The sequence below is a fragment of the Bacillus sp. DU-106 genome, assembly GCF_004799705.1.
Classification (GTDB): Bacteria; Bacillota; Bacilli; order Bacillales; family Bacillaceae_G; genus Bacillus_A; species Bacillus_A cereus.
In genome coordinates this window covers 3,572,988-3,597,926 of the sequence record NZ_CP026607.1, presented here as the reverse complement: position 1 = coordinate 3,597,926, position 24,939 = coordinate 3,572,988, and the positions used below count along the sequence as shown (strand labels likewise).

Genomic DNA, 24,939 nt, shown 5'->3' with positions numbered 1-24,939 from the left:
AGAGGGATTCTGATGCCGTTTTTAGGAAGTGTGTATCAAATATTTGGGTTATATCCGGAACTTTATTATGGGATGATTTCAGCGGAGCTGCAAGAGGAAGCTCAGAAGGAGCATCTTGGAAATAGTAGTGCAGAAGCTGAAGCGGAAGAATAAAAAAAGTGCAGATGAAAATCTGCACTTTTTTGTTAGTATTAAAATGGTAAAATAACCTCAAATGAATTATTATTTTTAAATAATAATTCATTTGAGGTTATTTTAATTTTTATTGCATTGTATGTAATGAAAATTGTATGAAAATCAATGTAATAAAATGTGTATGAATATTAAGGTGGAAAACAACAATGTTTTTGAGAAAATAATTATGTATAAAAATAACATTTGATACATAATCAACCGATTGTTTTTGATTGATTTATTATTGACAATATAATTAATTGTATGATAAATTCAATCAGCATTCTTAATGGTTTTTTGGTACGATTAATATTTTGAAAATTCAATACGACATAAAGAGATTGATTTTTCTGTTTTTTTTGAGGTGGGTTACTAAGTCTATAGGGGAAGTGAACTATGTATATTTTTATTTTTAAAATAGAACAGTAATAAAGAATGTAACAAGTAAGAGATAAACTTGAAAAAGAGGTTTCAAAGAATGAGTCTTTTCATAAAGAAAGCAATGGATGAAGAAAAGAAAAAAGTATTGAATCAAACTTTAGGAGCGATTGATCTAACTCTTTTAGGGATTGGAGCAATTATTGGTACAGGTATTTTCGTATTAACTGGTATTGTAGCAGCGAAACATGCTGGTCCGGCGATTGTATTATCTTTTGTATTAGCGGCAATTATATGTGCATGTGTAGCTTTCTGTTATGCTGAATTTGCATCTACAGTTCCAGTTTCGGGAAGTGTATATTCATATACATATATGACACTAGGTGAGATTTTTGCATTTATAGTTGGCTGGTGTGTTATGCTGGAGTATTTATTAGCGACTTCTGCGGTTGCAGCAGGCTGGTCAGCATATTTTCAGTCATTGCTACTAGGTTTTAATATTCACATTCCTACGATTTTTGCTTCGGCACCAGGAATGGGGAAGGGTGGAATCATTGATTTACCAGCAGTTCTTATTATTTTAGTTGTTACATTTTTATTAAGCCGTGGTGCAAAAGAAAGTGCACGAATAAATAATATAATGGTTATTATTAAACTGGCTGTTATTGTAGGGTTTATTGTTGTAGGGACACAATATGTAAGACCAGAGAATTGGCAACCATTTCTACCGTTTGGTTTTCACGGTGTGGTAGGAGGCGCTGCTACTGTATTTTTTGCTTTTTTAGGATTTGATGCAGTTGCAACAGCCGCAGAAGAAGTGAAGCGTCCACAACGTAACGTGCCAATTGGGCTACTTGTTTCCTTGTTCATTTGTACGGTTCTATATGTAGGTGTTTCATTCGTGTTAACTGGAATGGTTCCGTTTACGGAATTAAATGTTGCTGATCCTGTTGCATATGCGTTGCGCACTGTAGGAGAAGATAGAATTGCTGGGTTGTTATCGGTGGGAGCGATAGCAGGGCTAACAACAGTTCTGTTAGTAGCTATGTTTGCATTTGTTCGTGTATCTTACTCGATGAGTCGAGATGGATTGTTACCAAAAAGACTTTCAAGTGTCTATAAACGTTTACAAACTCCATTTTTTAATACATGGGTTACAGGTATACTAGCAGCTTTATTAGCGGGATTAGTGGATTTGAATTTATTAGCTAATTTAGTGAATATGGGAACGATAACAGCATTTGTGTTTGTATCTATAGCTGTCATTGTATTAAGAAAGACACATCCTAATATGAAGAGGCCATTCCGTGCTCCTCTAGTACCTTTTTTACCTATCGTTTCGATAGTAAGTTGTATATATTTAGCTTTGAACCTTTCTAAGCTTACTTTAATTAGTTTTGTGGCATGGATTATAATAGGTGTTTTCATATATTTTGTATATGCTAAAAAACATAGTAATGTTAGAAATAGAAATAGAAATAGAAATAGAAATAAAGTATAGTCCATTGAAATAATACTGGTAATGGAAATGAAAACACGCTACTTATTCATATAAGAACAAGTAACGTGTTTTTTCTATTTAATAATCCCATTTTCTAAAATTTTAATAGTTGGTGCCACTTTCACATTAGCTTTTGAAAAGGCACTCGGCCAATCATCTTCGACTTGTTTCCATTCTTTATATTGAAACGCTCTCGCATAATCACCAAATCCGAATGGATCAAGTTGCTGTTTTTGAATGTTGTGGATTAAATCGTTCAAATCTTTGTTTAGTTGTTTTGTAATAAGAGAAGTTAATTTCTTTCTATCTTTGTCTATATCCATATTGAATGTAAGTTCAGAGACAGCAATTTTCAAATCCATTTTAACATGAAATTTGAAGTGGTTATCGCTATAATCTGTATGGATATCACGATTCATGCTAAGAACATTTATTGTTACGAAATCGCCGCCATCGGTATCTTTTAAATCACTATTACTTTCAACTGAAGTAGAAGGGATTTTCAATGTAAGCGAAACCGGTGTATTCGCTTTCTTTTGTAACAAAAGAAGAAGGGCGCTTTCATAACGATTTAATGACATTTTATAAATTCCGCGAGAAGTTAATAGCGCGGAACCAGTAACGATAACATCCTTTTTACCTTTTTTTATTTCTGAAATAGCAGGTGTTATACCTTTATTAAACGTTTGCCTGTGAAATTCATGGAATGTCGTAAAAACGGTCCGATTGTACAGTTTGTTCGTATTAATTAAATCTGTTAAATACTCGGGAAGGGCAGGCTTATCTTTAAAGTTATTATATATAACTGAAGAAATTGGACCGTCTACTGCAACCATGCGCATGTTTCCAGTGTTTTTAGGATCACGATACCAAACATCAAGGTAAGGCATAGCCCCTTCTTGTTTTAAAAAATTTGTGCTAAATAAAATGAGCTGTAACTTTTCTGTAGATACTAAACCGCCACTTGAGCTATTAAACGTTGCTTTTGCTTCTCGAGGTGTACGTACTTTCGCTTCATGTGTTTCGTACTTTTTTTCTACGTCTTCATTAAAAATAGGATTCACGTGGTACACAATTAATTTTCCTTTTGCTTTTGCGTCAAAGCCGTAAATTAATGAAATCGATTGTTTTTCTAAGTCGAGTCGATCTCCACAGCCTGTTAAAAAGGTTATGAGAAAGTAAAGTATAGTGAAATGAATAAAGCGCCTCATTTAAACTCTTCTCCTTTTCCAATGCTGATAAAGTGTCATGTATAAGAGAAATACGACTGGGAATAGAAAAACGATAAAATAACTAGCAGTTCCCCAAAATTCCCGCAACGCACTTATCTGATAAGAAGAAGGGATATAAAAGAATAAGATGAAAATACACCCGAATAATAAAACATAAATAGGTAATGAACTGCCTTTTTTGTTAAGAAATTGATTAATTCCATCTGAAGCAGTGAAAATATAAGGAATACAGGAATCAAAAATAATAAAGAGATAAAATGACAAAAAGATAATTTCAAATCGCTCAAGAAATGAGAAGTGAAACGGTGTAACAAGAGAAAGAGTCGGCCATAAAAACTTTGTTATACCATCTGGACTAAAATAAACAAAAGAGACAAAGGTGACTTGAAGATAAATAAATAGCGTAATCAAATTCGCAAGAACAATTCCTTTTTTTGCAGATGATTTATTACTGAGATAAGGATAAAGGACAAATGCAAACTCAAATCCGAGAAACGCAATGATAGTTGATTTTACTGTGTTTAAAACTGGTATCCAGCCTTCTTTAAGAAGAGGAAGAAGATAAATCCAATGCCCATCTTTAAGCGGAATAAACAATAGAAAAGGCATCCATAGTGTGAAAAATACAGTGAAAACAGCATAGCGACTTATAATAAGAACGCCTTTACATGCTAGCATTAACATTGGAATAGATAGTAAAATCATAATTAAAAACATTGGAGTTCTAGGTAAAATCCAAATGTGAATAACGTATAAGAGGGAAAAAATTAAGGAAATAGCTGCAAGGACAGCATATAAAATCCAAAAAATCATTCCTACTCTTCCTAGCCACTTCCCAAGATAACGAGTTAGCACATCGAGTAAAGTATATCCAGGATGCTTTTCCATAATTTTCACAATACATAAACTGACTAAAGTAGTGAGAGCACATCCAATAATAATAGACATCCAGCCATCTGTATTTGCCCCTTGTGCAACTTCACGCGGAAGTGTAAGGACACCGAATCCTACTTGAACACCACTAATCGTTAAAATGTATTGAAATAAACTAATCTCCCTCTTTGCACGTTTTGTCACTTATTATCCTCCTTTTCCTCAACATCTCTTTGCCGGTTATCTTGTTTTAATTGTAGAGATAGTGGCCGTTTCTTCATAAATTTCCATGGGAAACGTACAAGGGTATCTTTTAAATCCGAAGCAAATAACGGAGAAAAAGGACTACCATAAGGAACACCGAGAGATTCCATAGAAAGTATATGAATAATAATGATTGCCATCCCAACCATAATTCCAATGACGCCAAATAAAGAGGCGGCTATCATCATTGGGAATCGAAGAAGCCGAATTCCTGCTGACATTTCTAAGTTAGGAATAATGAAGGAGGCAACCGCAGTAATTGATACGACGATAACCATAACGTTACTAACAATCCCAGCTTGAACGGCAGCTTGTCCAATTACAATTCCTCCTACGACGCCGATTGTTTGCCCAACAGGTCCAGGAAGCCGAATCGCTGCTTCTCGGAGCATTTCGAGAACTAATTCCATTAATAAAGCTTCTAATATGGGAGGAAAAGGAATTTTGGCTCGAGATTCTCCAATCGTTAACAACAATTTGAGCGGAATCACTTCATAATGGAAGGAAATCATAGCAATATAAAGAGCAGGAGCAAATATTGCAATAAATAGCCCAGTGAAACGAAGGAGTCGTATAAAAGATGGAATCATAGGTCTGAAGCTGTAATCATCTATCGTCTGAAAAAAGGATGAAAAGGTCATAGGTCCTATTAATACGCCTGGTGAGCGATCTACAACAACGGCAATTCGCCCATCAAGAATATGATGTGCTGTTGTGTCGGGGCGTTCAGTTATTGATAATTGCGGAAAGAGAGTAAATGAATTATCTTCAACAAACCCCTCTAATTCACCAGTAGTAAGAATCGCATCAACTTTTACTGACTCGATACGGGATGCCATTTCTTTTACGACATTTTCGTTCGCAACATCTGCTAGATAAAGCAAAAAAACCTTTGAAGTAGCTCGTTCACCAACAGTGAATTCCTTCACTTTCAGTTCGCGATTTGGAATATATCGACGAATAAGTGCAAGGCTGTCGCTCGCTACTTCATTAAATCCTTCGTGTGAGCTTTTTATGGAGCTCTCTGTTGTAGGTTCTTCAATACTCCTTTTTGGTGCCGCTTGCGTATCGAGCTCTAAAGCGGATAGTTGTCCGTTTATAAATAAAATACTTTTGCCGTGTAAAAGAGATTGTTCAATGTCTGTCCACTGTTGAACTTTTTTAATATTTCCGATAGAAACAGAGGCTTTCCAAAAATCGTCTTCATTCCAATCTTTAAATAAGAGAGGACGAAGAATGTTTACGTTAATAACAGTTTTGTCTACAAGTCCTTCCATATATATGAGTGCAGCTTCCTGTCCGTTTTTTAATGGAAAAGTGCGTGTTATTAATTCTGGAATACCGCTAAACAGTTTGGACAAGTGCTTTAAATTAAGGGAAAGGGAAGAAGAGATAGATTTATTTAATGCGTAATCAGCTTGCTCTTGGGTAGAAAGAGATTTTTCACCACGAATCCATTTATTAAAAGACCCCATTTGTTCGCTTACTCCTTGTTATGTTTTATCCCGATTGGTGAGGGCTGATAATCAGTGGGGGATGAAGAAAACCCCCCACTGATTAAAGTTTCACTTTATATGGGTTATTATGGATAGTTACAAGCTGACATATGCGTAGTTTAAATTTTATATTGTATATTTTTAACTTTAACGCTATAATTATAGTGTTAAAGATGGAATCGTGATATGACCTGTTATGACTCTATCGTTTTATTTATGAATAAATGGATTGGTATTTTAGCAAGATGTGCTAATAAACTACTCCACCATGATAATAACGTGCCGAAATGTGGTGCGTATATTTTCGTGGTGGAGTTTTTTTATTCTCAAAAAGGGGGAAAGACCATGAATAACAACATGGTTCATATTACAATTGACGGAAAAAAGTATACAGCGGAGCCCGGTTCAACGATATTGGGTGTTATTAATGAGAACGGGATTGAACATCCGCAAATTTGTTACGTGCCAGAAGTAGATCCTATTCAAACATGTGACACTTGTATTGTAGAAGTTGACGGAAAGTTAATGCGTTCTTGTTCGACGATAGCAACGGAAGGTATGAACATTGAACGTGCTTCTGTTCGCGCAAAAGAAGCACAAACAGAGGCGATGGATCGGTTACTAGAAAATCATTTATTATACTGTACAGTATGTGACAACAACAATGGGAACTGTAAACTGCATAATACAGCAGAATTAATGGAAATTGAACATCAAAAATATCCGTATGAACCGAAAGTAGATGTAAGTGAAGTTGATATGACGCATCCGTTTTATCGCTATGATCCTAATCAATGTATTGCATGCGGTCAATGCGTTGAGGTGTGTCAAAACTTACAAGTAAATGAAACGTTATCGATAGACTGGGAAGCGGAACGCCCACGAGTTATTTGGGATGAAGGAGTAAATATTAATGATTCTTCATGCGTTAGCTGTGGTCAATGTGTAACGATTTGTCCTTGTAACGCTTTAATGGAGAAAACGATGCTCGGTGAAGCTGGATTTATGACGGGATTAAAACCAGATATTCTTGAACCGATGGTAGATTTAATTAAAGAAGTTGAGCCTGGATATAGCGGTATTTTTGCGGTATCAGAAGTGGAAGCGGCCATGCGTGATACTCGTACGAAGAAAACGAAAACAGTATGTACATTTTGTGGTGTAGGTTGTTCGTTTGAAGTGTGGACGAAGGGGCGTAAAATTCTTAAAGTACAGCCATCTTCAGATGCACCAGTTAACGCAATTTCCACTTGTGTAAAAGGGAAATTTGGTTGGGATTTCGTAAATTCTAAAGAACGAATAACAAAACCTTTAATTCGTAAAAATGGAACGTTTGTTGAATCTACATGGGAAGAAGCACTGAATGTAGTTGCAAATAAATTAGGCGCTATTAAAGAAGAGTACGGTAAAGGTTCTATCGGATTTATTTCTTCCTCTAAAATTACAAATGAAGACAATTATGTAATTCAAAAATTAGCTCGACAAGTATTTGGAACGAATAATATTGATAACTGCTCACGTTATTGCCAATCACCAGCAACGGATGGTTTGTTCCGTACAATTGGTATGGGCGGTGATGCCGGAACGATTAAAGATATTGCGCAATCTGGTCTTGTTATTATTGTAGGATGTAATCCGACAGAAGGTCATCCTGTTCTAGCTACACGTATTAAACGTGCACATAAATTACACGGACAAAAGTTAATTGTAGCTGATCTTCGTAAAACCGAAATGGCAGAGCGATCAGATGTCTTTATTAGTCCAAAACAAGGAACAGATCAAGTTTGGTTAATGGCTGTTACGAAATATATGATTGATCAAGGTTGGCATGATCAGGAATTCATTAATGAGAATGTAAACTTCTTTGAAGATTTCAAAGAAAGCCTAGAGGAATATACACTTGAATATGCAGAAGAAGTAACAGGCATTTCAAAAGAAACGCTTATTCAAATGGCTGGAATGATTCGTGATGCAGATGGTACATGTATCCTTTGGGGTATGGGGGTAACGCAAAATACAGGTGGTTCTGATACTTCCGCTGCAATTTCAAACTTACTTCTTGCAACAGGGAACTACCGTCGTCCAGGAGCAGGCGCATACCCACTTCGAGGCCACAATAACGTACAAGGTGCTTGTGATATGGGTACTTTACCAGGATGGCTTCCAGGATATCAGCACGTTACTAACGAAATGGAACGTGCGAAATTTGAAACTGCTTACGGAGTGAAAATTGATAGTGAACCAGGTCTTAATAATATCGAAATGCTTCACGCAATTGACGAAGGAAAAATGAAAGCAATGTATCTTGTCGGAGAAGATATGGCTCTTGTAGATTCTAATGCAAATCATGTACATGAAGTGTTATCGAGCCTTGATTTCTTCGTTGTGCAAGATGTTTTCCTTTCTAAAACTGCTCAATATGCAGATGTTGTATTACCAGCAGCGCCATCTCTTGAGAAAGAAGGTACTTTCACAAATACAGAGCGCCGTGTCCAAAGATTATATCAAGTTCTTCCTACGCTAGGAGATGCGAAACCAGACTGGTGGATCGTCCAGGAAGTTGCGAATAAACTAGGTGCAAACTGGAATTATAGCCACCCAAGTGAAATCTTTGCTGAGATGGCAAGTTTATCACCATTGTTCTCGCAAGCGAACTATGAAGTGCTTGAAGGATGGAACAGTTTCCATTGGGGAAGTTTTGATGGAACGAATACACCACTTCTGTTCCAAGACGGATTTAACTTCCCAGATAAAAAGGCTCGTTTTGCGATTGCTGACTGGGTACGTCCAGCTGAATTTCCAGCTGAGTTTGACCTTCACATTAACAACGGTCGTATGCTTGAGCATTTCCATGAAGGGAATATGACAAATAAATCAATAGGTATTCAAACGAAAGTACCTGGTGTTTTCGTTGAAATCTCTCCAGACCTTGCAAAAGAACGTGGCGTAAAAACAGGTTCGTTAGTTCGTCTTGTCTCTCCTTTTGGAGCATTAAAATTACGTGCACTCGTTACAGATCGTGTAAAAGCGAATGAGTTATATTTACCGATGAACTCTACAGATAACGAAACGGCAATTAATTTCTTAACAGGTCCTGCTGTGGATGTACGTACGAATACACCTGCGTATAAACAAACAAAAGTACGTATGGAAGTATTAGAAGTTGATGGCGAAAATCCGATGCCAAAAGCGAACCCACGCAATAAAAAACGTCACCCTCAAGCTGGAATTGAGGTACATCGTAAGTGGGCACGTCCAGGATATGTGCATTTAACGGATAAGTAGGAGGAGAAAACTATGGCTGCACCTATAAAAATGATTCAAAAACAAGAATTAACTGAGGAAGAAATAAAACAGCAAAAGTTAGATGATTTAAAAGAGCTTCTAACTAATAATGAAGAAGCTCTAAATCAGATGTTTAATATAGTAGGGGAATTAAATGACATTGGAATGCTAGAAGCTGCAAATTCAATGCTAAAAGCGAAAGAACCAATTGCGAAAATTGTTCTAGGTCAAGTAACTCGTGAGCCTGTTACAAATTTAATTAATAATATGATGGGCGCTGCAGGTGCGTTAACTGAACTTGACCCAGAACTTACGAAAAAGCTTATAGGTAGTTTATTAGTCGGGCTAGAAGAAGGTAATGAACATCTAGAAAGTAATAAAAAAGTAGGGGTATTCGATCTTATGAAAGTATTGAAAGACCCAGATATTAACCGTGCTATCGGGTTTGGGCTTCATTTCTTAAAAGGTATGGGGAAAGGGTTAAAAGACGAATAAACTTCATGAAGTGAACCTTTCCGCCCAAATATTTGTAGGAAATAGTTTGGGCGGAAGGCTCATTTTGGTAAAATATATAATAGAGTAAAATGAGGCTTTTGGGAGGTATAATTGTATGTCAAAAAAAGTACATGAATTTAATGATATGATACGAAAACTTCGAAAGGAACTTTTCGGAAAAGGACCAGAACGAATTCATACTGTTTTTGCGGAAAATATGGCTATAGCGACTCTTTATGGAAACTTAACACCTACTGAAAAATTTATTTCAAGTACGATGGACGGTGCGGAAATGGTTCATATGGCTAGAACGAAAATGATTCAAGAAGTGTATGCTGCGAATTCCCGTGAACATTTGGAGGAACTTGTTGGAGCGAAATTAGTGAATTTGTTTTCAGATATGAAAGTAGAAGAAGATATTGCAGTTTCTGTATTTGTTTTTGATAAAAATATAACGTGAGAGAAGGATACTGATCGTGAAACCGATACAGGTAGAAAGAGAAATCTTTCGTTATGAACAAGGAGCATTTAAACATATAGAGGACAGCATTGTAACAGAGTTTCCTGTCACCATTAAAATGAACGGACAGGAGTTTGTTACAATGGTTAGTACTCCAGAATATATAGAAGATATGGTAATAGGCTTCTTAGCGTCTGAAGGAATCATTCGGAAGTATGAAGACATTGATAGTGTATGGGTGCAGGAGAAAGAAGGATTTGTGCATGTAACAACGACAAAAGTAAATCCGTATTATGAACAAATGCAAAATAAACGCTATATTACGTCTTGTTGTGGTATGAGTAGGCAAGGGTTTGTTTTTGCAAATGATGCACTAAGTGCAAAAAAAATGAGGGGTGTCCATGTACAGGTTGCTGCCGATGATTGTTTTCGGTTAATGAAAGAAATGCAGCAATCTGCGGATACGTTTCATCGTACTGGTGGGGTTCATAATGCAGCTTTATGTGATGTTAATGGTATTATTTTAAGCCGAATGGATATTGGTAGGCATAATGCACTAGACAAAATTTACGGTTATTGTTTAAGAAACGATATTTCTATAAAAGATAAAATCATTGTTTTTAGTGGTCGTATTTCTTCGGAAATATTATTGAAAGTTGCAAAAATCGGTTGTGAAATTATACTATCAAAATCAGCTCCAACTGAGTTAGCTTTGCAACTAGCGGAAGATTTAGGTATTACGACAATAGGATTTATTCGTAATCACTCCTTAAATGTATATACCCATCCAGAACGTGTTTTAAATATAAAATAAAAGTGAGGCAATGAAGATGAAATCAGTTACATTAGACAAGTTGCAACGTCCGTTAAAGGATTTACGTATTTCAGTTACTGATCGCTGTAATTTTCGCTGCCGATATTGTATGCCAGAAGAAATATTTGGTCCTGATTACTCGTTTTTGTCTAATGATAAAATTTTATCTTTTGATGAAATTGAAAGGATAACACGTATTTTCGTTTCTTTAGGTGTGAGAAAATTACGGATTACAGGCGGAGAACCGTTACTTCGAAGAGGGCTTCCAAAGCTTATTGAGCGCCTTAATAAAATTGATGGTGTAGAAGATATCGGTTTAACAACCAATGGATCGTTACTTAAAAAGTTTGCTCCTGATTTATATAAGGCGGGACTATCACGTGTAACAGTTAGCTTAGATTCCTTAGAAGAAGAGCGGTTTTTCTATTTAAATGGTAATAGGAGCAAAGTGCAAAGGGTTCTGGAAGGAATACAGGCTGCAGCTGAAGTTGGAATGAAAATTAAAATAAACATGGTCGTTCAAAAGGGAAAAAACGAACAGGACATTTTGCAGATGGCGCAATATTTTAAGGAAAATAAGCATATTCTTCGTTTTATTGAGTATATGGATGTTGGAAATTATAATGGTTGGGATTTAAAAGAGGTCGTCTCTAAACAAGAAATAGTAGATACGATTCATCAAGTTATGCCGTTAGAACGGATAGAAGCAAATTATTCTGGTGAAGTGGCTACTAGGTATCGTTATATAGGAAGCGATGAGGAAATAGGTATTATTTCATCAGTAACAGATTCTTTTTGCTCATCATGTACGAGAGCTCGTATTTCTGCAGAAGGAAAATTATATACTTGCTTATTTGCTTCTAAAGGAAATGATTTAAGAGAATTGCTTCGTTCTGAACATACAGATGAGGACATTACAGATGTAGTACGCGATATATGGAATAATAGGGAAGATCGTTATTCAGATGAACGCTTAAATCATACAAATAAGAAAACAATACCTAAAATTGAAATGTCACATATCGGTGGTTAATATATAAAGCTAGCGTCATAGTGAAAAATGGAAAATTTACAAGAGTTGTGGATTTTCTATTTTATAGTAAAAGTGATGATTGATATCTCTGTAAAAGATGTGCAGAGAAATTAAGCAGCATTCAAAAACCTTTATTTTGAGGAGGTTTTTTGAAGCTGCTTTTTTATTTGGAGAAAATGGAGGAATGGGTAATGGCATTTCATAAGCCGGAACAAATTGCTGAGCTTGTAATTGAGGCCGGTGTTCAAAAAGTAAGACAGACATTGCCAGCGATGCTTATTCTCGGTTTTTTAGGAGGAGCGTTTATTGCGATAGGTTTTTTACTTAACATTCGAGTTTTAGGGAATTTACCTGAGCGCTGGGGAAGTCTAGTGAATGTTTTAGGAGGAGCAGTATTTCCTGTTGGACTCATGCTCGTAGTATTAGCAGGAGGAGAATTAATTACGGGAAATATGATGTCACTGTCTATGGCGCTTTATGCAAAGAAAATTACATTAATAAGTGTACTGAATAACTGGGTTTGGATTACTCTCATGAACTTTATTGGGGCAATTTTCGTTGCGTATTGCTTTGGACATCTTGGCGGATTAACAGAGGGAGAGTATTTAAATAAAACGGTAGCGATAGCGGAAGGGAAGTTACATGAATCATTTGGGAGAACTTTAATTTTAGCAATTGGTTGTAATTGGCTCGTTTGTCTTGCTCTTTGGCTCGCTTACGGGACGAGTGATTTTGTCGGGAAAATCATCGGAATTTGGATTCCAATTATGGCATTTGTAGTGATTGGATTTCAGCAAGTAGTAGCAAATATGTTTGTCATTTCCGCTGTTATTTTTGCTGGTCATCTAACGTGGATGGATCTGGCTAAAAATTTTGTTCCTGTTTTTATCGGAAATGTAATTGGAGGAGCTGGGTTTGTTGGTTTTGCTTACTTTGCTTGTTATCAGAAACAACATTCTAATATGAAATAGAGTTCTTGAGAGGAAGGGTATGTAATGGCTGATCGGTATTCACGACAACAGTTGTTCAAACCAATTGGGAGTAAAGGACAAGAAAAAATTCGAAATAAACATGTGTTAATTGTAGGGGCAGGCGCATTAGGAAGTGCAAGTGCCGAAAGTTTCGTACGTGCAGGTGTTGGTAAGTTGACGATTATCGATCGTGACTACGTTGAATGGAGTAATTTACAAAGGCAACAATTGTACTCTGAACAAGATGCGAGAGAGAAAATGCCGAAAGCAATTGCTGCAAAAAATCGGCTAGAACAAATTAATTCGGAAGTACAAATACATGCTTTCGTAATGGATGCAACTTCAGAAAATATGGAAGGTCTATTAAAAAATGTAGATGTAATCATTGATGCAACAGATAATTTTGATATTCGATTTGTAATAAATGATTTATCACAAAAACATAATATTCCGTGGGTATATGGTTCTTGCGTTGGATCATATGGTATGAGTTATATAATTATTCCGCAAGAGACACCGTGTTTACATTGTATGCTGAAAAATATCCCTGTTACAGGTGTGACGTGTGATACTGCTGGGATTATTAGCCCGACTGTTCAAATCGTCGCAGCATATCAAGTGGCAGAAGCGCTCAAAATTTTAGTGGAAGATTTCTCAGCAATTAGAAAAACATTTTTCATGTTTGATATATGGAGTAATCAAAATCATTTTATAAAATTAGGGAAAATAAAAACAGACGCTTGTCTCTCATGCGGTTTGAATCGAACTTATCCTTATTTATCATACGAAAATCAAACGAAAGCAGCTGTTTTATGCGGAAGAAATACAGTTCAAATTAGAACAGTAGACAATAGGAAATACAATTTTGATGATATAGAAAAAGTATTAAAAAAACTGGGAAAAGTAGATCGGAATCCGTATTTACTATCTTGCCAATTCGATGATTACCGCATCGTTTTTTTTCGGGATGGTCGTGTTTTTATTCATGGTACAAATGATATTTCGAAAGCGAAACAACTATATTATCGCGTATTCGGTTAATAGAGAGGGTGTCAACAATGGAAAGAAGAGTGCCAATTACGGTTGAAGAAGCTGTTCGTAAAGTGATGGGATTTGCTGATAAGGGCTTAAAGGAGCTATTACCAATTGAATTAGCTTATGGACGTATATTAGCAGAGGATTTAGTAGCTGACCATGATGTACCGTCATTTAATCGTTCGCCGTATGACGGATTTGCTATTCGAGCAGAAGATACTAATTTAGCAAGTTATGAAACGCCAATTGTATTTGAAGTAGTGGGTGAAATTGGTGCAGGATCGCTATTCCATGAGAAAGTAGGTCCATTTCAAGCAGTTCGAATTATGACAGGAGCACAAATTCCGAATGGGTGTGATGCGGTTGTTATGTTAGAGCTGACTCGTCAATATGAGAAGAATGGCAACAATTATATGGAAGTGAAGCGATCATTCAAAACGGGCGACAATATTTCTTTTCAAGGTGAAGATGCTCGTAAAGGAACAGTTCTTGCAAAGAAGGGATCGTACATTAATCCAGGTATTTCAGCTCTTCTTGCTACATTCGGTTATAGTGAAGTACCAGTTGCGAGAAAGCCTGTAATTGGACTGTTAGCGACTGGGAGTGAATTACTGGATGTCAATGATTCATTACAGCCAGGGAAAATCCGAAACAGTAATACGTACATGATATTGTCTCAAATTCGAAGAGCGGGCGGAAGAGTAAAATATTTTGGGAAGTTTAGTGATGATTTTAATACGTGTTTTACAGCTGTGAAAGAAGCGCTTGGCCAAGTAGATATGTTAATTACAACGGGCGGTGTATCAGTAGGAGATTATGATTATTTACCAGCTATTTACGAAAAGTTAGGTGCATCTGTTCTTTTTAATAAAGTTGCAATGCGACCAGGAAGTGTTACGACTGTAGCACAATTAAATGGCAAGTTATTATTTGGTTTATCAGGGAATCCATCAGCTTGTTACGTAGGGTTTGAATTATTCGTAAGACCGTGTATTCGGACGTATATGTTTAGTGAAAAAGTACATTTAAAAAGAGAAAAAGCGTTATTAGGAGAAGATTTTCTAAAACCGAATCCATTTACAAGATTTGTACGAGCAAAATTGCAATATGATGAGGGGAAATTAATCGCTTATCCATCAGGGTTTGATAAATCTAGCTCAGTTTCTTCATTGGCAGAATCCAACGCGTTTATCGTATTGCCGGGCGGGACAAGAGGATATAAAAAAGATATGTTTGTCGATGTTCTTTTATTAGAAGATAACGAAGGTAGTGAATGGCCTTGGACATTTCATAAAGTGAGAGGTGGTTTTAATGGGACAAGTGCTATTTGAGATTGTAGATAAACCGATTTTAGTTGAAGAAGTAACGAATAAAGTCGCAAGAAGGGAAGCAGGTGCGATTACAACATTTATTGGTACGGTGAGAGAATTAACAAAAGGAAAACGAACGCTACATTTAGAGTATGAAGCATATAAACCGATGGCAGTAAAACAACTTATGAGAATTGGTGAAGAAATTAGTGAAAGATGGCTGGATGCAAAAGTAGCAATTACGCACCGTGTAGGGCGACTAGAAATAATGGATATTGCGGTAGTCATTGCAGTTTCATCACCGCATCGTAAAGTAGCTTATGAAGCGAATGAGTACGCGATTGAACGTATAAAACGAATCGTTCCAATTTGGAAAAAAGAATTTTGGGAAGATGGAACGATGTGGGTTGGAGATCAACTTGAAAACACACCTTATCCAGAAGGAAAACCAAAGAAGGAAGAATGAGAAAATGATTACAATTTTACTGTTTGCAAATTTGCGTGAGGAAGTTGGATCGGATCGATTAGTAATTTCAGAAAAGCAAGAAATGACAGTGCAGCAATTAAAAGAATGGCTCAAAGCCAGCTATTGTTTACAATCGCTGGATAAAGTGATGGTGGCTGTTAATGAAGAGTTTGTAATGAATGAAGAGATGATAAAAGCCGGAGATATAGTCGCATTAATCCCACCCGTTAGCGGGGGATAATAAGCTTTTTCACCAGATGAAGTGCCAAGAAAATGTTGTATATAAATTAGAATAAGAGAAGGGATGAGTTCTATGCTTACTCAAGAACAAATAATGAATGCATTAAAACATGTAGAGGATCCAGAGTTACACAAAAGTGTTGTAGAATTAAATATGGTTAGAAATATACAAATGAACGGAACAGAGGTTAAACTTGAAGTAGTACTAACAATCCAAGGTTGTCCGTTAAAAGCAAAAATTCAACAAGATATTGAAGAATCGCTTCACGCAATTGGTGCCTCTAAAGTGGAGGTAACATTTGGTTCTATGACACAAGAAGAACGTGCAGCTTTAACAGAGAAGTTAAAGCGAAATACTAGAACAGAAACTGGTATGCCGAGCATGCTTCGCCCGGATTCAGGAGTACGTTTTATTACTGTAACGAGCGGAAAAGGCGGAGTTGGAAAATCAACGGTGACAATTAATCTTGCAACTGCACTAGCTCGTATGGGCAAAAAAGTGGGGATATTAGATGCAGATATATATGGTTTTAGTATTCCAGCTATGATGGAAACGAATAAGAAACCAACGATGATTGATCAAACGGCAATTCCAGTCATTAGTCACGGTGTTAAAATCATGTCGATGGGATTCTTTACAGAAGGAAATAACCCAGTGATGTGGCGCGGACCGATGCTAAATAAATGGATTCAAAATTTCCTTGCGAATACGCACTGGGGAGAATTAGATTATTTATTACTTGATTTACCACCAGGTACAGGAGATGTTGCGATTGATGTTGCAGCGATGATTCCGCAAGCGAAAGAAATAATTGTTACAACTCCGCACAATATAGCTTCATTCGTTGCTTCAAGAGTTGGTGTAATGGCAAAACATACGAAGCATGAGATTTTAGGTATTGTGGAAAATATGGCTTATTATGAAGAACAAGATGGATCGAAAAATTATCTCTTCGGAAAAGGCGGCGGTGAAATGCTTGCAGAACAATTGCAAACAGAAGTAATTGCCAAAATACCTTTTGCGAAACGTGAAGAAAATAATGGTTCATCTGTATATGATGAAGATTCTCTTGTTGGAGAAGTGTTTACATCGTTAGCTGAGGATATTATTTATAGAGGATAGAGGGGGAAGTTTAGTATGGCATGTAACATTGATCATTCTATTGAAGATGTGATGAATAAGCTTGAAAGTCAAAAGAATTTTTTACCTGAAGGGATCTTTAAAGAGTTAAAGAGTTTTTTGCAAGGTATTCATTCACAGAAATTATTAAATGATGTTTTTCACCTCCTAAAAAAGTATGATTTAGTCAGTGAGGAAGAACGAGAGACGAGAAACGCACAATTGTTGTACATTTTGAATTAAGTACTCTTTGGCTTTAGAATTTTTTCAGAAGGGGTGAATGTGATGGATATGAAAAAGATGATTGAAACGATAGAAGTAACTAGAGTGACTGACGAGGAATTATCGATTTCGAATTTACATCCAAAGCTTGTGAAGTTGTATAGTCAAAAAGATAGTGCAGAGTATACGAAGCTATTAAAATATATTTTATCATTATCCGTACAGCTGAAGCTGAATCTTGTATTGAAATATTTTGGTGTACGTCCCATTGTTGCTGCAGACGAGCGGGTGCAATTTCAAGAGATATTTAAATGCTTAGCTAAGAAAGATGAGAATGGGGAATGGTTTCTAAATTTTGTTTCTTTATATGTAGGGCTAATTGTAGTTCTTCGTTTTGATGAGAAAGTGATTGAGAGCAATTTTTTTGATGATATGGTAGTGGATGAATGTAATGAAATATAAGATTCTACTCATAACATTTTTCTATATTAAATGCTTTAACTGCGATTTTAGTTGGTTATGTAAATATGAAGGTAACTAATTAAGAAAAAGGAATGAAACTAGTTGGATAAAAAGAGTTCTTCAGTTGTTTCCGTCGTTTTTTCGTGTTACTATTAATCGAATTTTTCATAAGGAGAGAAAGCGATGAAATGGATTTATTTTCTTATTATTAACGTTATAGCTTTTAGCCTTATGGGGCTTGATAAACGAAAAGCAAAGAAGAAACAGTGGAGAACGCCAGAAAGTACGTTGTTTTTATCGGCGGCAGCTGGAGGAGCAGTTGGAGCTTGGATCGGCATGTATATGTTTCATCATAAAACTCATAAAAAGAAATTTGTTTTCGGCATACCGTTACTTGTTGTAATAACGGTATGTTTATTATTCGTTGTATGAGAAATGTCGAAAGAAATGCAGATTGATTATTGGTAAAGTGAGCATGTGAGACCGTATAATGGAGAAAAAATGAGAAGAGGAGAAAAAGGAAGATGGGGAGTCAATCAGCAGAGCAAAAAAAAGGGATACTATACGCGGCTGGTGCTTACACGATGTGGGGAATCCTACCGATTTATTGGAAATGGGTTGAGGAAGTTCCAGCAGATGAAATATTAGCACACCGCATCGTTTGGGCATTTGTTTTTATGTTACTCGTATTAGGTGTTACGAAGAGGTTTCGTCAGTTTATTGGGGAATTTGTGAATCTTTTTAAACGACCTAAATTATTAATGTCATTAACAATAGCTTCAGTCTTGATTAGCGGAAACTGGTTTGTTTACATATGGGCCGTTAATCATAATCATGTTATTGAAGCGAGTCTTGGCTATTATATTAATCCGCTTATTAGTATTTTACTTGGTACAGTCGTTTTAAAGGAAAAGTTAAACTTCTGGCAATATGTTGCAGTTGGTTTAGCTGGAGTGGGGGTTATCATTTTAACAGTGCGTTTCGGATCTATTCCGTGGGTTTCTCTTTCACTTGCCTTTTCATTTGGATTATACGGATTAACGAAAAAACTGTTAAACTATGATGCTACAATTGGACTTACGATGGAAACGATGTTAGTGACACCGCTTGCAATCATTTACCTTGTTATGACAGGCGCCCATGGTTTCGGCTCATTTGGATCTATTTCAATGTTATCGACATTACTATTAATAGGAGCAGGTATTGTTACAGCTCTACCACTTTTTTATTTTGCAAAAGGAGCCCAACTTATTCCGCTTTATATGGTAGGTTTTTTACAATATATTGCACCAACAATTAGCTTAATTTTAGGTGTATTCGTATTTGGTGAACATTTCACATCTACTCATATGATTGCATTTTTCTGTATATGGGTTGCATTATTTGTATTCTCGGTAGCGAAGACTAAGTTTTTAGTGCAGAAACAACCGAAATTTATAAAAAATAAATCAGCAAAAGTATCATAATGCGTAGTATTTTCTACGCATTTTTCTTTATACTTATATTATATAGAATTTCCATTATAGTCAGTAAGGAGCTGAGAACATGGAAACAATTTTACATAATGATCCGCTTATGGCAGCTGTAATTTCATGGTTTTTAGCACAATTAACGAAAGTAGTCTTCAAATTAGTTAAAACAGGTGAATTTGATTTTGCAAAGTTTTTTGCTTCAGGTGGGATGCCAAGTTCTCATGCTTCAACAGTTACAGCGCTTGCTACAGGAGTTGGAGTAGTGGAAGGTGTGGAAAGCTCGATGTTTGCGGTTGCTACAATTTTTGCCATTATTGTTATGTATGATGCTTCAGGAGTAAGGCTTGCAGTAAGTAAACAAGCAAAAATATTGAATGATTTTTTTCACGGTAGAGAAACAGAATATAAGAAGTTAAATGAACTTGTTGGGCATACACCGTATGAAGTAGTAGTCGGTGCTTTATTAGGGATTATTGTCGGAGTAGGGTATTGTTTATGAGCAGAACATTTTATATGTTCTGCTTTTCTTTGTTTTTATACATATTCAGCTACCTTTTTGAATATCGTTATACGGATTTCGAAAGGGTGGGTGAGCAACTTGTTATTATATGAAAAAGTGCATGAAGAAATAGCGAGAAGAACAACTGCACTTCAAACAATGCAACGGCAAGATGGTACGTGGCGGTTTTGTTTTGAAGGAACGCCACTAACAGATTGTCATATGATTTTTTTATTAAAATTATTAGGTAAAGATAAAGAGATAGAACCGTTTGTAAAAAGATTAGCATCACTCCAAACAAATGAAGGAACATGGAAATTGTATGAAGATGAAGTGGGTGGTAATTTATCTGCTACAATTCAATCTTATGCTGCCTTACTTGCATCGGAAAAATATACAAAAGAAGATGTGAATATGAAGCGAGCGGAAATGTTTATAAATGAGCGCGGTGGGGTAGCGCGTGCTCATTTTATGACGAAGTTTTTATTAGCGATTCATGGAGAATATGAATATCCTTCTCTCTTTCATTTGCCAACACCAATTATGTTTCTGCAGAATGATTCCCCTCTCAGTATTTTTGAACTGAGTAGCTCAGCACGTATTCATTTAATTCCGATGATGTTGTGTTTAAATAAAAGATTTCGAGTAGGGAAAAAGTTATTGCCAAATTTAAATCACATTGCAGGCGGGGGGGGAGAATGGTTTCGGGAGGATCGGTCTCCAGTTTTTCAAACGTTAGTAAGTGACGTGAAGAAAATTATAACGTATCCACTTTCTTTGCATCATAAAGGATATGAGGAAGTAGAACGTTTTATGAAAGAGCGTATTGATGAAAATGGAACATTATATAGCTACGCAACTGCCTCGTTTTATATGATTTATGCTTTACTTGCATTAGGACATTCTATTCAATCACCAATTATTCAAAAAGCTATAACGGGAATCACATCTTATATATGGAAGATGGAGAGAGGGAGCCATTTGCAAAACTCTCCATCAACTGTATGGGATACAGCTTTACTCAGTTATGCTTTGCAAGAAGCTCAAGTTCCGAAAGCAAGTAAAGTGATTCACAATGCATCAGCATATTTACTAAGAAAACAGCAAACGAAGAAAGTAGATTGGAGTGTACATGCACCGGATCTCTTCCCGGGTGGTTGGGGCTTTTCGGATGTGAATACGACGATTCCAGATGTTGATGATACAACTGCTGCGTTAAGAGCATTGGCGCGAAGTAGAGGGAACGAAAATGTAGACACTGCTTGGAAGCGAGCGGTTAATTGGGTTAAAGGATTGCAAAATAATGATGGTGGTTGGGGGGCTTTTGAAAAAGGGGTAACGAGCCATATATTAGCAAATTTACCAATCGAAAATGCAAGTGATATGATTACAGATCCTTCTACACCAGATATTACAGGAAGAGTATTAGAATTTTTCGGAACGTATACGCAAAATGAATTGCCCGAGAAACAAAAACAAAGTGCGATAAATTGGTTAATGAATGTACAAGAGGAAAATGGATCGTGGTATGGGAAATGGGGAATTTGTTATATATATGGTACGTGGGCAGTGTTGACTGGTTTACGGTCACTAGGAATACCATCTAGCGATCCATCAGTGAAACGAGCAGCTTTATGGCTTGAACATATACAGCATGAAGATGGTGGCTGGGGAGAATCTTGCCAAAGTAGTGTGGAAAAAAGATTTGTTACTTTGCCATTTAGTACACCATCCCAAACAGCATGGGCGTTAGATGCCCTCATTTCTTACTATGATAAAGAAACGCCAGTCATTCGAAAAGGTATTTCATATTTGCTCTCCAACTCTTATATAAATGAAAAATATCCTACTGGAACAGGTTTACCAGGTGGGTTTTATATTCGTTATCATAGTTATGCTCATATATATCCATTGCTTACTTTGGCTCATTATGCAAAAAAATATAGAAAATAAACCGAGAGATGTCTCTCGGTTTATTTTGTTGGGTAGTAGGTCCCTTTTGAAAAGAATAAGGTTGTGATGTACCTTATTTTTCGGTTGATTGGCGCTTTTGACGTGCATCAGCGGCATTTGCACGTGCGTTTGCTTCTAAGTCATTGTGGTCAGCGAGTTCGCGAGAGAACTCAACATCAATGCCATCAGTTGCTTTGCTTTGTTTGAAATTCTTTTTGTTCATTCGACACAATCTCCTTGCGTTTATGCGACGTTGCAAAGTTAGTTTGACACAAATAGACTTTTTTATACAAAGAGGAATTGGAAAGCAAGGAGCCGAAATATACAGTATAAGTAATAGAAATGGGGGATAGGAATGGAGTTTTTAAATGGGAAAACAGCTGTTGTAACAGGAGCTGCACAGGGAATTGGAAAAGAGATTGCAAGGGTTTATGCAAAACTAGGGGCGAAAGTATTAATTAGCGATGTAAATGAAGAAAATCTACAAAAAACGACACGTGAGTTATCAGATGAAGGATATGAAGTGTGCTCATATCGATGTGATGTGAGTAATCAAAATGAAGCAAAGTCGTTAATTGAATATGCGGTTCAAAAATTTGGTACATTACATATTTTGGTGAATAATGCTGGAATTACAAGAGACGCAATGTTACATAAAATGGAGAAGTCTGCTTGGGAACAAGTATTACAAGTGAACTTAACTGGAGTTTTTTATTGTATGCAACCCGCGCTTCTTTACATGAGACAACAAGGGTATGGACGCATTATTAATATATCTTCAATTAGTAGAGAAGGAAACATAGGTCAAGCAAATTATGCGGCTACAAAGGCAGGAGTTGTAGGATTAACGAAAACAGCAGCGAAAGAAGTTGGAAGTTTCGGTATTACTTGTAATGCGATTTGTCCGGGGTTTATGGATACAGATATGACCAAAACGATACCAGATAAAGTGAAAGAAAAGATGGTTGGCGCTATTCCAGTTGGTAGAATTGGAACGCCAGAAGATATTGCGAACGCAGCAGCCTTTTTAGCATCAGAATACGCATCTTATATTACAGGTGAAGTATTAAATGTGAGCGGAGGACTGCAAGTTTAAAGGAATACATAATGAACAGAACCTGACCAGGTAGGTCAGGTTCTTTCTCATTAATTTAAGTTAAGCCAAACGCTCTTTACTTCTGTATAGTTATTTAATGCGTAAGATCCCATTTCACGGCCAAGACCAGATTGTTTAAATCCTCCAAATGGAGATGCTGCATCAAAGACGTTATAACAGTTTACCCATACTGTACCTGCACGTACTTTACTTGCAACATAGTGTGCTGTTTTAACATTTTCTGTCCACACACCAGCCGCTAAGCCGAATTGTGATTTATTTGCACGTTCAATTACTTCATCAATATCGTTAAATGGTATTGCAGAAATAACTGGACCGAAAATTTCTTCTTTTGCGATCGTCATTTCATCATTTACGTCAGCGAATACTGTAGGAGAAACGAAGTAGCCTTGATTGAATGGATTACTTCCTCCGCAAAGGACTTCAGCGCCTTCTTCAATCCCTTTTTCAATGTAGCCCATTACACGTTTTTGTTGTTCTTCGGAAACGAGAGGGCCAATTGTTGTTTCAGGGTTAAGACCGACACCTTGATTTAGTTTTTTAGAATAGAGGACGAGATCAGCCATGACATTATCATACATTTTCTTCGGAACAAATAAGCGTGATCCAGCAGAGCATACTTGTCCTTGGTTAAACATAACACCAGAAAGTGCACCAGGAATCGCGCGAGATAAATCAGCATCTGGCAATATGATATTTGGTGATTTACCGCCTAATTCAAGTGTAACGCGTTTTAATGTTTCGGATGCTTGTCGCATAATTTGTTTACCGACAGGAGTAGAACCGGTAAATGCAATTTTATCAACGAGTGGATGATTAACGAGAGCTTGTCCAGCTGATTCACCGAATCCAGGTACGATATTAATAACACCTTTCGGGAATCCAGCTTCTTCAATTAATTCAGCTAAGTATAGAGCAGATAGTGGAGTTTGTTCTGCAGGTTTTAAAACGATTGTACATCCTGTAGCAAGCGCTGCTCCCATTTTCCACATTGCCATAAGAAGCGGGAAGTTCCAAGGGATAATTTGACCAACGACACCAACAGCTTCATGGCGTGTATAGTTAAAGTAATCACCGGAAACAGGAATTGTTTGACCAACGATTTTCGTAGCCCATCCAGCGTAATAGCGCATATGCTCAATTGCAAGTGGTATGTCTGCTGCCATTGTTTCACGGATTGGCTTTCCGTTATCTAATGTTTCGAGCTGTGCAAGCTCTTCTTTATGTTCTTCCATTAAATCAGCTAACTTGTACATGAGACGGCTTCGCTCAGCGGTGCTCATACGAGACCAAGGACCTTCGTCAAAAGCCATACGAGCTGCGACTACAGCTTTATGAATATCTTCGCGACCAGCTTCAGAAACGACGGCAAGTGTTTCACCAGTTGCTGGGTTAGGTGTTTTAAATGTTTTACCGGAAGCGCTTTCAATGAAAGATCCATTCACATATAACTTTTTTGTACCTTGAAGAAATTTCTCTACCTTTTCATGAAGATTTACAGCTAGTTGACTCATTGTATAACCCCCTTGAAAATATAATGTAAACGCAGTACGAGACGGCGCTTATTCCGAAATCAAGGATGTGGAAACTAGATGGAAAGCCTCTAATTAAAATCATAATTAAGAAATACTGAAAATTCAAATTTCATTTGTGTTACAATTGTAAAAAATATGTAATGTAAGAGAATCTTCTATATGATTATAAAAAATCCTGCTTGTTTTTGCTTTCTAGTAGGAAAAACTAGAAGAACAATGGTACAATAATACATCGTGAGAGGAGGGGTAAAAATGAAAGATTATCATGATGATCCACGCTTTCGAATAGCCCATAGAGAAGCGTTAATTGGTCTTGGACTTGCTATTATTAATTTTATAATATGGTACGGATTTGCTTATGGGCTTGGTAGTAAAAATCCGAATGAATATACATATGTATTAGGTTTTCCCGCATGGTTTTTTTATAGCTGTATCGTTGGATTTATCGTTATGGTTATTTTACTTAGTTTAGTTGTTCGTTTTGTATTTCAAGATATTTCACTCGATGAGGAAGAAAAAAGTGAGGAATAAT

26 protein-coding genes are annotated in these 24,939 nt (G+C 36.5%); 21 read left to right on the top strand and 5 right to left on the bottom strand.

The window, feature by feature from the left end:
* The first annotated feature begins 12 nt into the window (after nt 1-12).
* Nucleotides 13-153, top strand: coding sequence for a hypothetical protein (locus C3Y97_RS18140; RefSeq protein WP_001116195.1), 141 nt, complete (start codon nt 13-15; stop codon nt 151-153).
* A gap of 499 nt (nt 154-652) precedes the next feature.
* Nucleotides 653-2,053 carry an amino acid permease gene (locus C3Y97_RS18135; RefSeq protein ID WP_136363595.1) on the top strand — a complete coding sequence of 467 codons (1,401 nt, stop codon included), beginning with the start codon at nt 653-655 and terminating at the stop codon, nt 2,051-2,053.
* A 74-nt stretch (nt 2,054-2,127) separates the two neighbouring features.
* Here C3Y97_RS18135 and gerSC read toward each other — a convergent pair whose 3' ends face one another.
* The 3 genes from gerSC to C3Y97_RS18120 are packed head-to-tail and all read right to left on the bottom strand — an operon-like array spanning nt 2,128 to nt 5,897.
* Nucleotides 2,128-3,264, bottom strand: coding sequence for a spore germination protein GerSC (gerSC, locus tag C3Y97_RS18130; RefSeq protein ID WP_001252213.1), 1,137 nt, complete (start codon nt 3,262-3,264; stop codon nt 2,128-2,130).
* Nucleotides 3,265-4,362, bottom strand: a complete 1,098-nt coding sequence (locus tag C3Y97_RS18125) for an endospore germination permease (RefSeq protein ID WP_000166517.1) — start codon at nt 4,360-4,362, stop codon at nt 3,265-3,267. It lies immediately after the preceding gene.
* The gene (locus C3Y97_RS18120; protein WP_000534523.1) at nt 4,359-5,897 is read right to left on the bottom strand and encodes a spore germination protein; all 1,539 of its coding nucleotides are present in this window, start codon (nt 5,895-5,897) and stop codon (nt 4,359-4,361) included. Before C3Y97_RS18120 ends, C3Y97_RS18125 begins: the two co-directional genes overlap by 4 nt.
* 366 nt (nt 5,898-6,263) lie before the next feature.
* Here C3Y97_RS18120 and fdhF point away from each other — a divergent pair, with 366 nt between their 5' ends.
* From fdhF to C3Y97_RS18035, 17 genes are all read left to right on the top strand, one after another.
* Nucleotides 6,264-9,203 carry a formate dehydrogenase subunit alpha gene (gene fdhF, locus C3Y97_RS18115; protein WP_136363594.1) on the top strand — a complete coding sequence of 980 codons (2,940 nt, stop codon included), beginning with the start codon at nt 6,264-6,266 and terminating at the stop codon, nt 9,201-9,203.
* A gap of 12 nt (nt 9,204-9,215) precedes the next feature.
* Nucleotides 9,216-9,698: a helical membrane plugin domain-containing protein gene (locus C3Y97_RS18110; RefSeq protein ID WP_000729897.1), complete on the top strand. Its 483-nt coding sequence runs from the start codon at nt 9,216-9,218 to the stop codon at nt 9,696-9,698.
* Nucleotides 9,699-9,813: 115 nt separating this feature from the next.
* The gene (locus C3Y97_RS18105) at nt 9,814-10,158 is read left to right on the top strand and encodes a Na-translocating system protein MpsC family protein (RefSeq protein WP_000039582.1); all 345 of its coding nucleotides are present in this window, start codon (nt 9,814-9,816) and stop codon (nt 10,156-10,158) included.
* Nucleotides 10,159-10,174: 16 nt separating this feature from the next.
* The gene (gene fdhD, locus C3Y97_RS18100) at nt 10,175-10,972 is read left to right on the top strand and encodes a formate dehydrogenase accessory sulfurtransferase FdhD (RefSeq protein WP_000802690.1); all 798 of its coding nucleotides are present in this window, start codon (nt 10,175-10,177) and stop codon (nt 10,970-10,972) included.
* A gap of 16 nt (nt 10,973-10,988) precedes the next feature.
* A complete protein-coding gene (gene moaA / locus C3Y97_RS18095; protein WP_000844124.1) occupies nt 10,989-12,005 on the top strand; it encodes a GTP 3',8-cyclase MoaA in 1,017 nt (338 codons plus the stop codon).
* 191 nt (nt 12,006-12,196) lie between these two features.
* Nucleotides 12,197-12,976, top strand: a complete 780-nt coding sequence (locus C3Y97_RS18090) for a formate channel (RefSeq protein WP_000863998.1) — start codon at nt 12,197-12,199, stop codon at nt 12,974-12,976.
* A gap of 24 nt (nt 12,977-13,000) precedes the next feature.
* Entirely contained in the window at nt 13,001-14,017 is a 1,017-nt protein-coding gene (locus tag C3Y97_RS18085; protein WP_000785259.1) for a molybdopterin-synthase adenylyltransferase MoeB, read from the top strand.
* 17 nt (nt 14,018-14,034) lie between these two features.
* Complete coding sequence (locus tag C3Y97_RS18080) at nt 14,035-15,342, top strand: molybdopterin molybdotransferase MoeA (protein WP_000442200.1); 1,308 nt, start codon at nt 14,035-14,037, stop codon at nt 15,340-15,342.
* Nucleotides 15,323-15,787 (top strand): molybdopterin synthase catalytic subunit MoaE, encoded by a 465-nt coding sequence (gene moaE, locus C3Y97_RS18075; protein ID WP_000531881.1) that lies wholly within the window; start codon nt 15,323-15,325, stop codon nt 15,785-15,787. The genes C3Y97_RS18080 and moaE overlap by 20 nt, the downstream gene beginning before the upstream one ends.
* Before the next feature lie 4 nt (nt 15,788-15,791).
* Nucleotides 15,792-16,028 carry a molybdopterin converting factor subunit 1 gene (moaD, locus tag C3Y97_RS18070; RefSeq protein ID WP_000628500.1) on the top strand — a complete coding sequence of 79 codons (237 nt, stop codon included), beginning with the start codon at nt 15,792-15,794 and terminating at the stop codon, nt 16,026-16,028.
* A 72-nt stretch (nt 16,029-16,100) separates the two neighbouring features.
* Complete coding sequence (locus tag C3Y97_RS18065; protein ID WP_000957508.1) at nt 16,101-17,150, top strand: P-loop NTPase; 1,050 nt, start codon at nt 16,101-16,103, stop codon at nt 17,148-17,150.
* 15 nt (nt 17,151-17,165) lie between these two features.
* Nucleotides 17,166-17,390 (top strand): hypothetical protein, encoded by a 225-nt coding sequence (locus C3Y97_RS18060; RefSeq protein ID WP_000752375.1) that lies wholly within the window; start codon nt 17,166-17,168, stop codon nt 17,388-17,390.
* A 42-nt stretch (nt 17,391-17,432) separates the two neighbouring features.
* Nucleotides 17,433-17,831 carry a hypothetical protein gene (locus tag C3Y97_RS18055; RefSeq protein ID WP_000367300.1) on the top strand — a complete coding sequence of 133 codons (399 nt, stop codon included), beginning with the start codon at nt 17,433-17,435 and terminating at the stop codon, nt 17,829-17,831.
* A gap of 183 nt (nt 17,832-18,014) precedes the next feature.
* Nucleotides 18,015-18,263 (top strand): DUF1294 domain-containing protein, encoded by a 249-nt coding sequence (locus tag C3Y97_RS18050; protein WP_000871349.1) that lies wholly within the window; start codon nt 18,015-18,017, stop codon nt 18,261-18,263.
* A gap of 92 nt (nt 18,264-18,355) precedes the next feature.
* Nucleotides 18,356-19,297 (top strand): EamA family transporter RarD, encoded by a 942-nt coding sequence (rarD, locus tag C3Y97_RS18045; protein ID WP_000535539.1) that lies wholly within the window; start codon nt 18,356-18,358, stop codon nt 19,295-19,297.
* A 79-nt stretch (nt 19,298-19,376) separates the two neighbouring features.
* Nucleotides 19,377-19,802: a divergent PAP2 family protein gene (locus tag C3Y97_RS18040; RefSeq protein ID WP_000447820.1), complete on the top strand. Its 426-nt coding sequence runs from the start codon at nt 19,377-19,379 to the stop codon at nt 19,800-19,802.
* 99 nt (nt 19,803-19,901) lie between these two features.
* Nucleotides 19,902-21,755 carry a terpene cyclase/mutase family protein gene (locus C3Y97_RS18035; protein WP_136363593.1) on the top strand — a complete coding sequence of 618 codons (1,854 nt, stop codon included), beginning with the start codon at nt 19,902-19,904 and terminating at the stop codon, nt 21,753-21,755.
* A 73-nt stretch (nt 21,756-21,828) separates the two neighbouring features.
* Here C3Y97_RS18035 and C3Y97_RS18030 read toward each other — a convergent pair whose 3' ends face one another.
* Entirely contained in the window at nt 21,829-21,978 is a 150-nt protein-coding gene (locus C3Y97_RS18030) for a YfhD family protein (RefSeq protein ID WP_001035815.1), read from the bottom strand.
* Nucleotides 21,979-22,110: 132 nt separating this feature from the next.
* Between C3Y97_RS18030 and fabG the strand changes: the two genes are divergently transcribed.
* Nucleotides 22,111-22,851, top strand: coding sequence for a 3-oxoacyl-ACP reductase FabG (gene fabG, locus C3Y97_RS18025; protein ID WP_000395038.1), 741 nt, complete (start codon nt 22,111-22,113; stop codon nt 22,849-22,851).
* 50 nt (nt 22,852-22,901) lie between these two features.
* On the opposite strand, the gene dhaS is transcribed toward fabG, so the two are convergent.
* Nucleotides 22,902-24,386 (bottom strand): aldehyde dehydrogenase DhaS, encoded by a 1,485-nt coding sequence (dhaS, locus tag C3Y97_RS18020; protein ID WP_000080282.1) that lies wholly within the window; start codon nt 24,384-24,386, stop codon nt 22,902-22,904.
* 273 nt (nt 24,387-24,659) lie between these two features.
* Here dhaS and C3Y97_RS18015 point away from each other — a divergent pair, with 273 nt between their 5' ends.
* On the top strand, nt 24,660-24,938 hold the full coding sequence (locus tag C3Y97_RS18015; RefSeq protein ID WP_000656239.1) for a YhdT family protein: 279 nt from the start codon (nt 24,660-24,662) through the stop codon (nt 24,936-24,938).
* Nucleotide 24,939 lies beyond the last annotated feature (1 nt).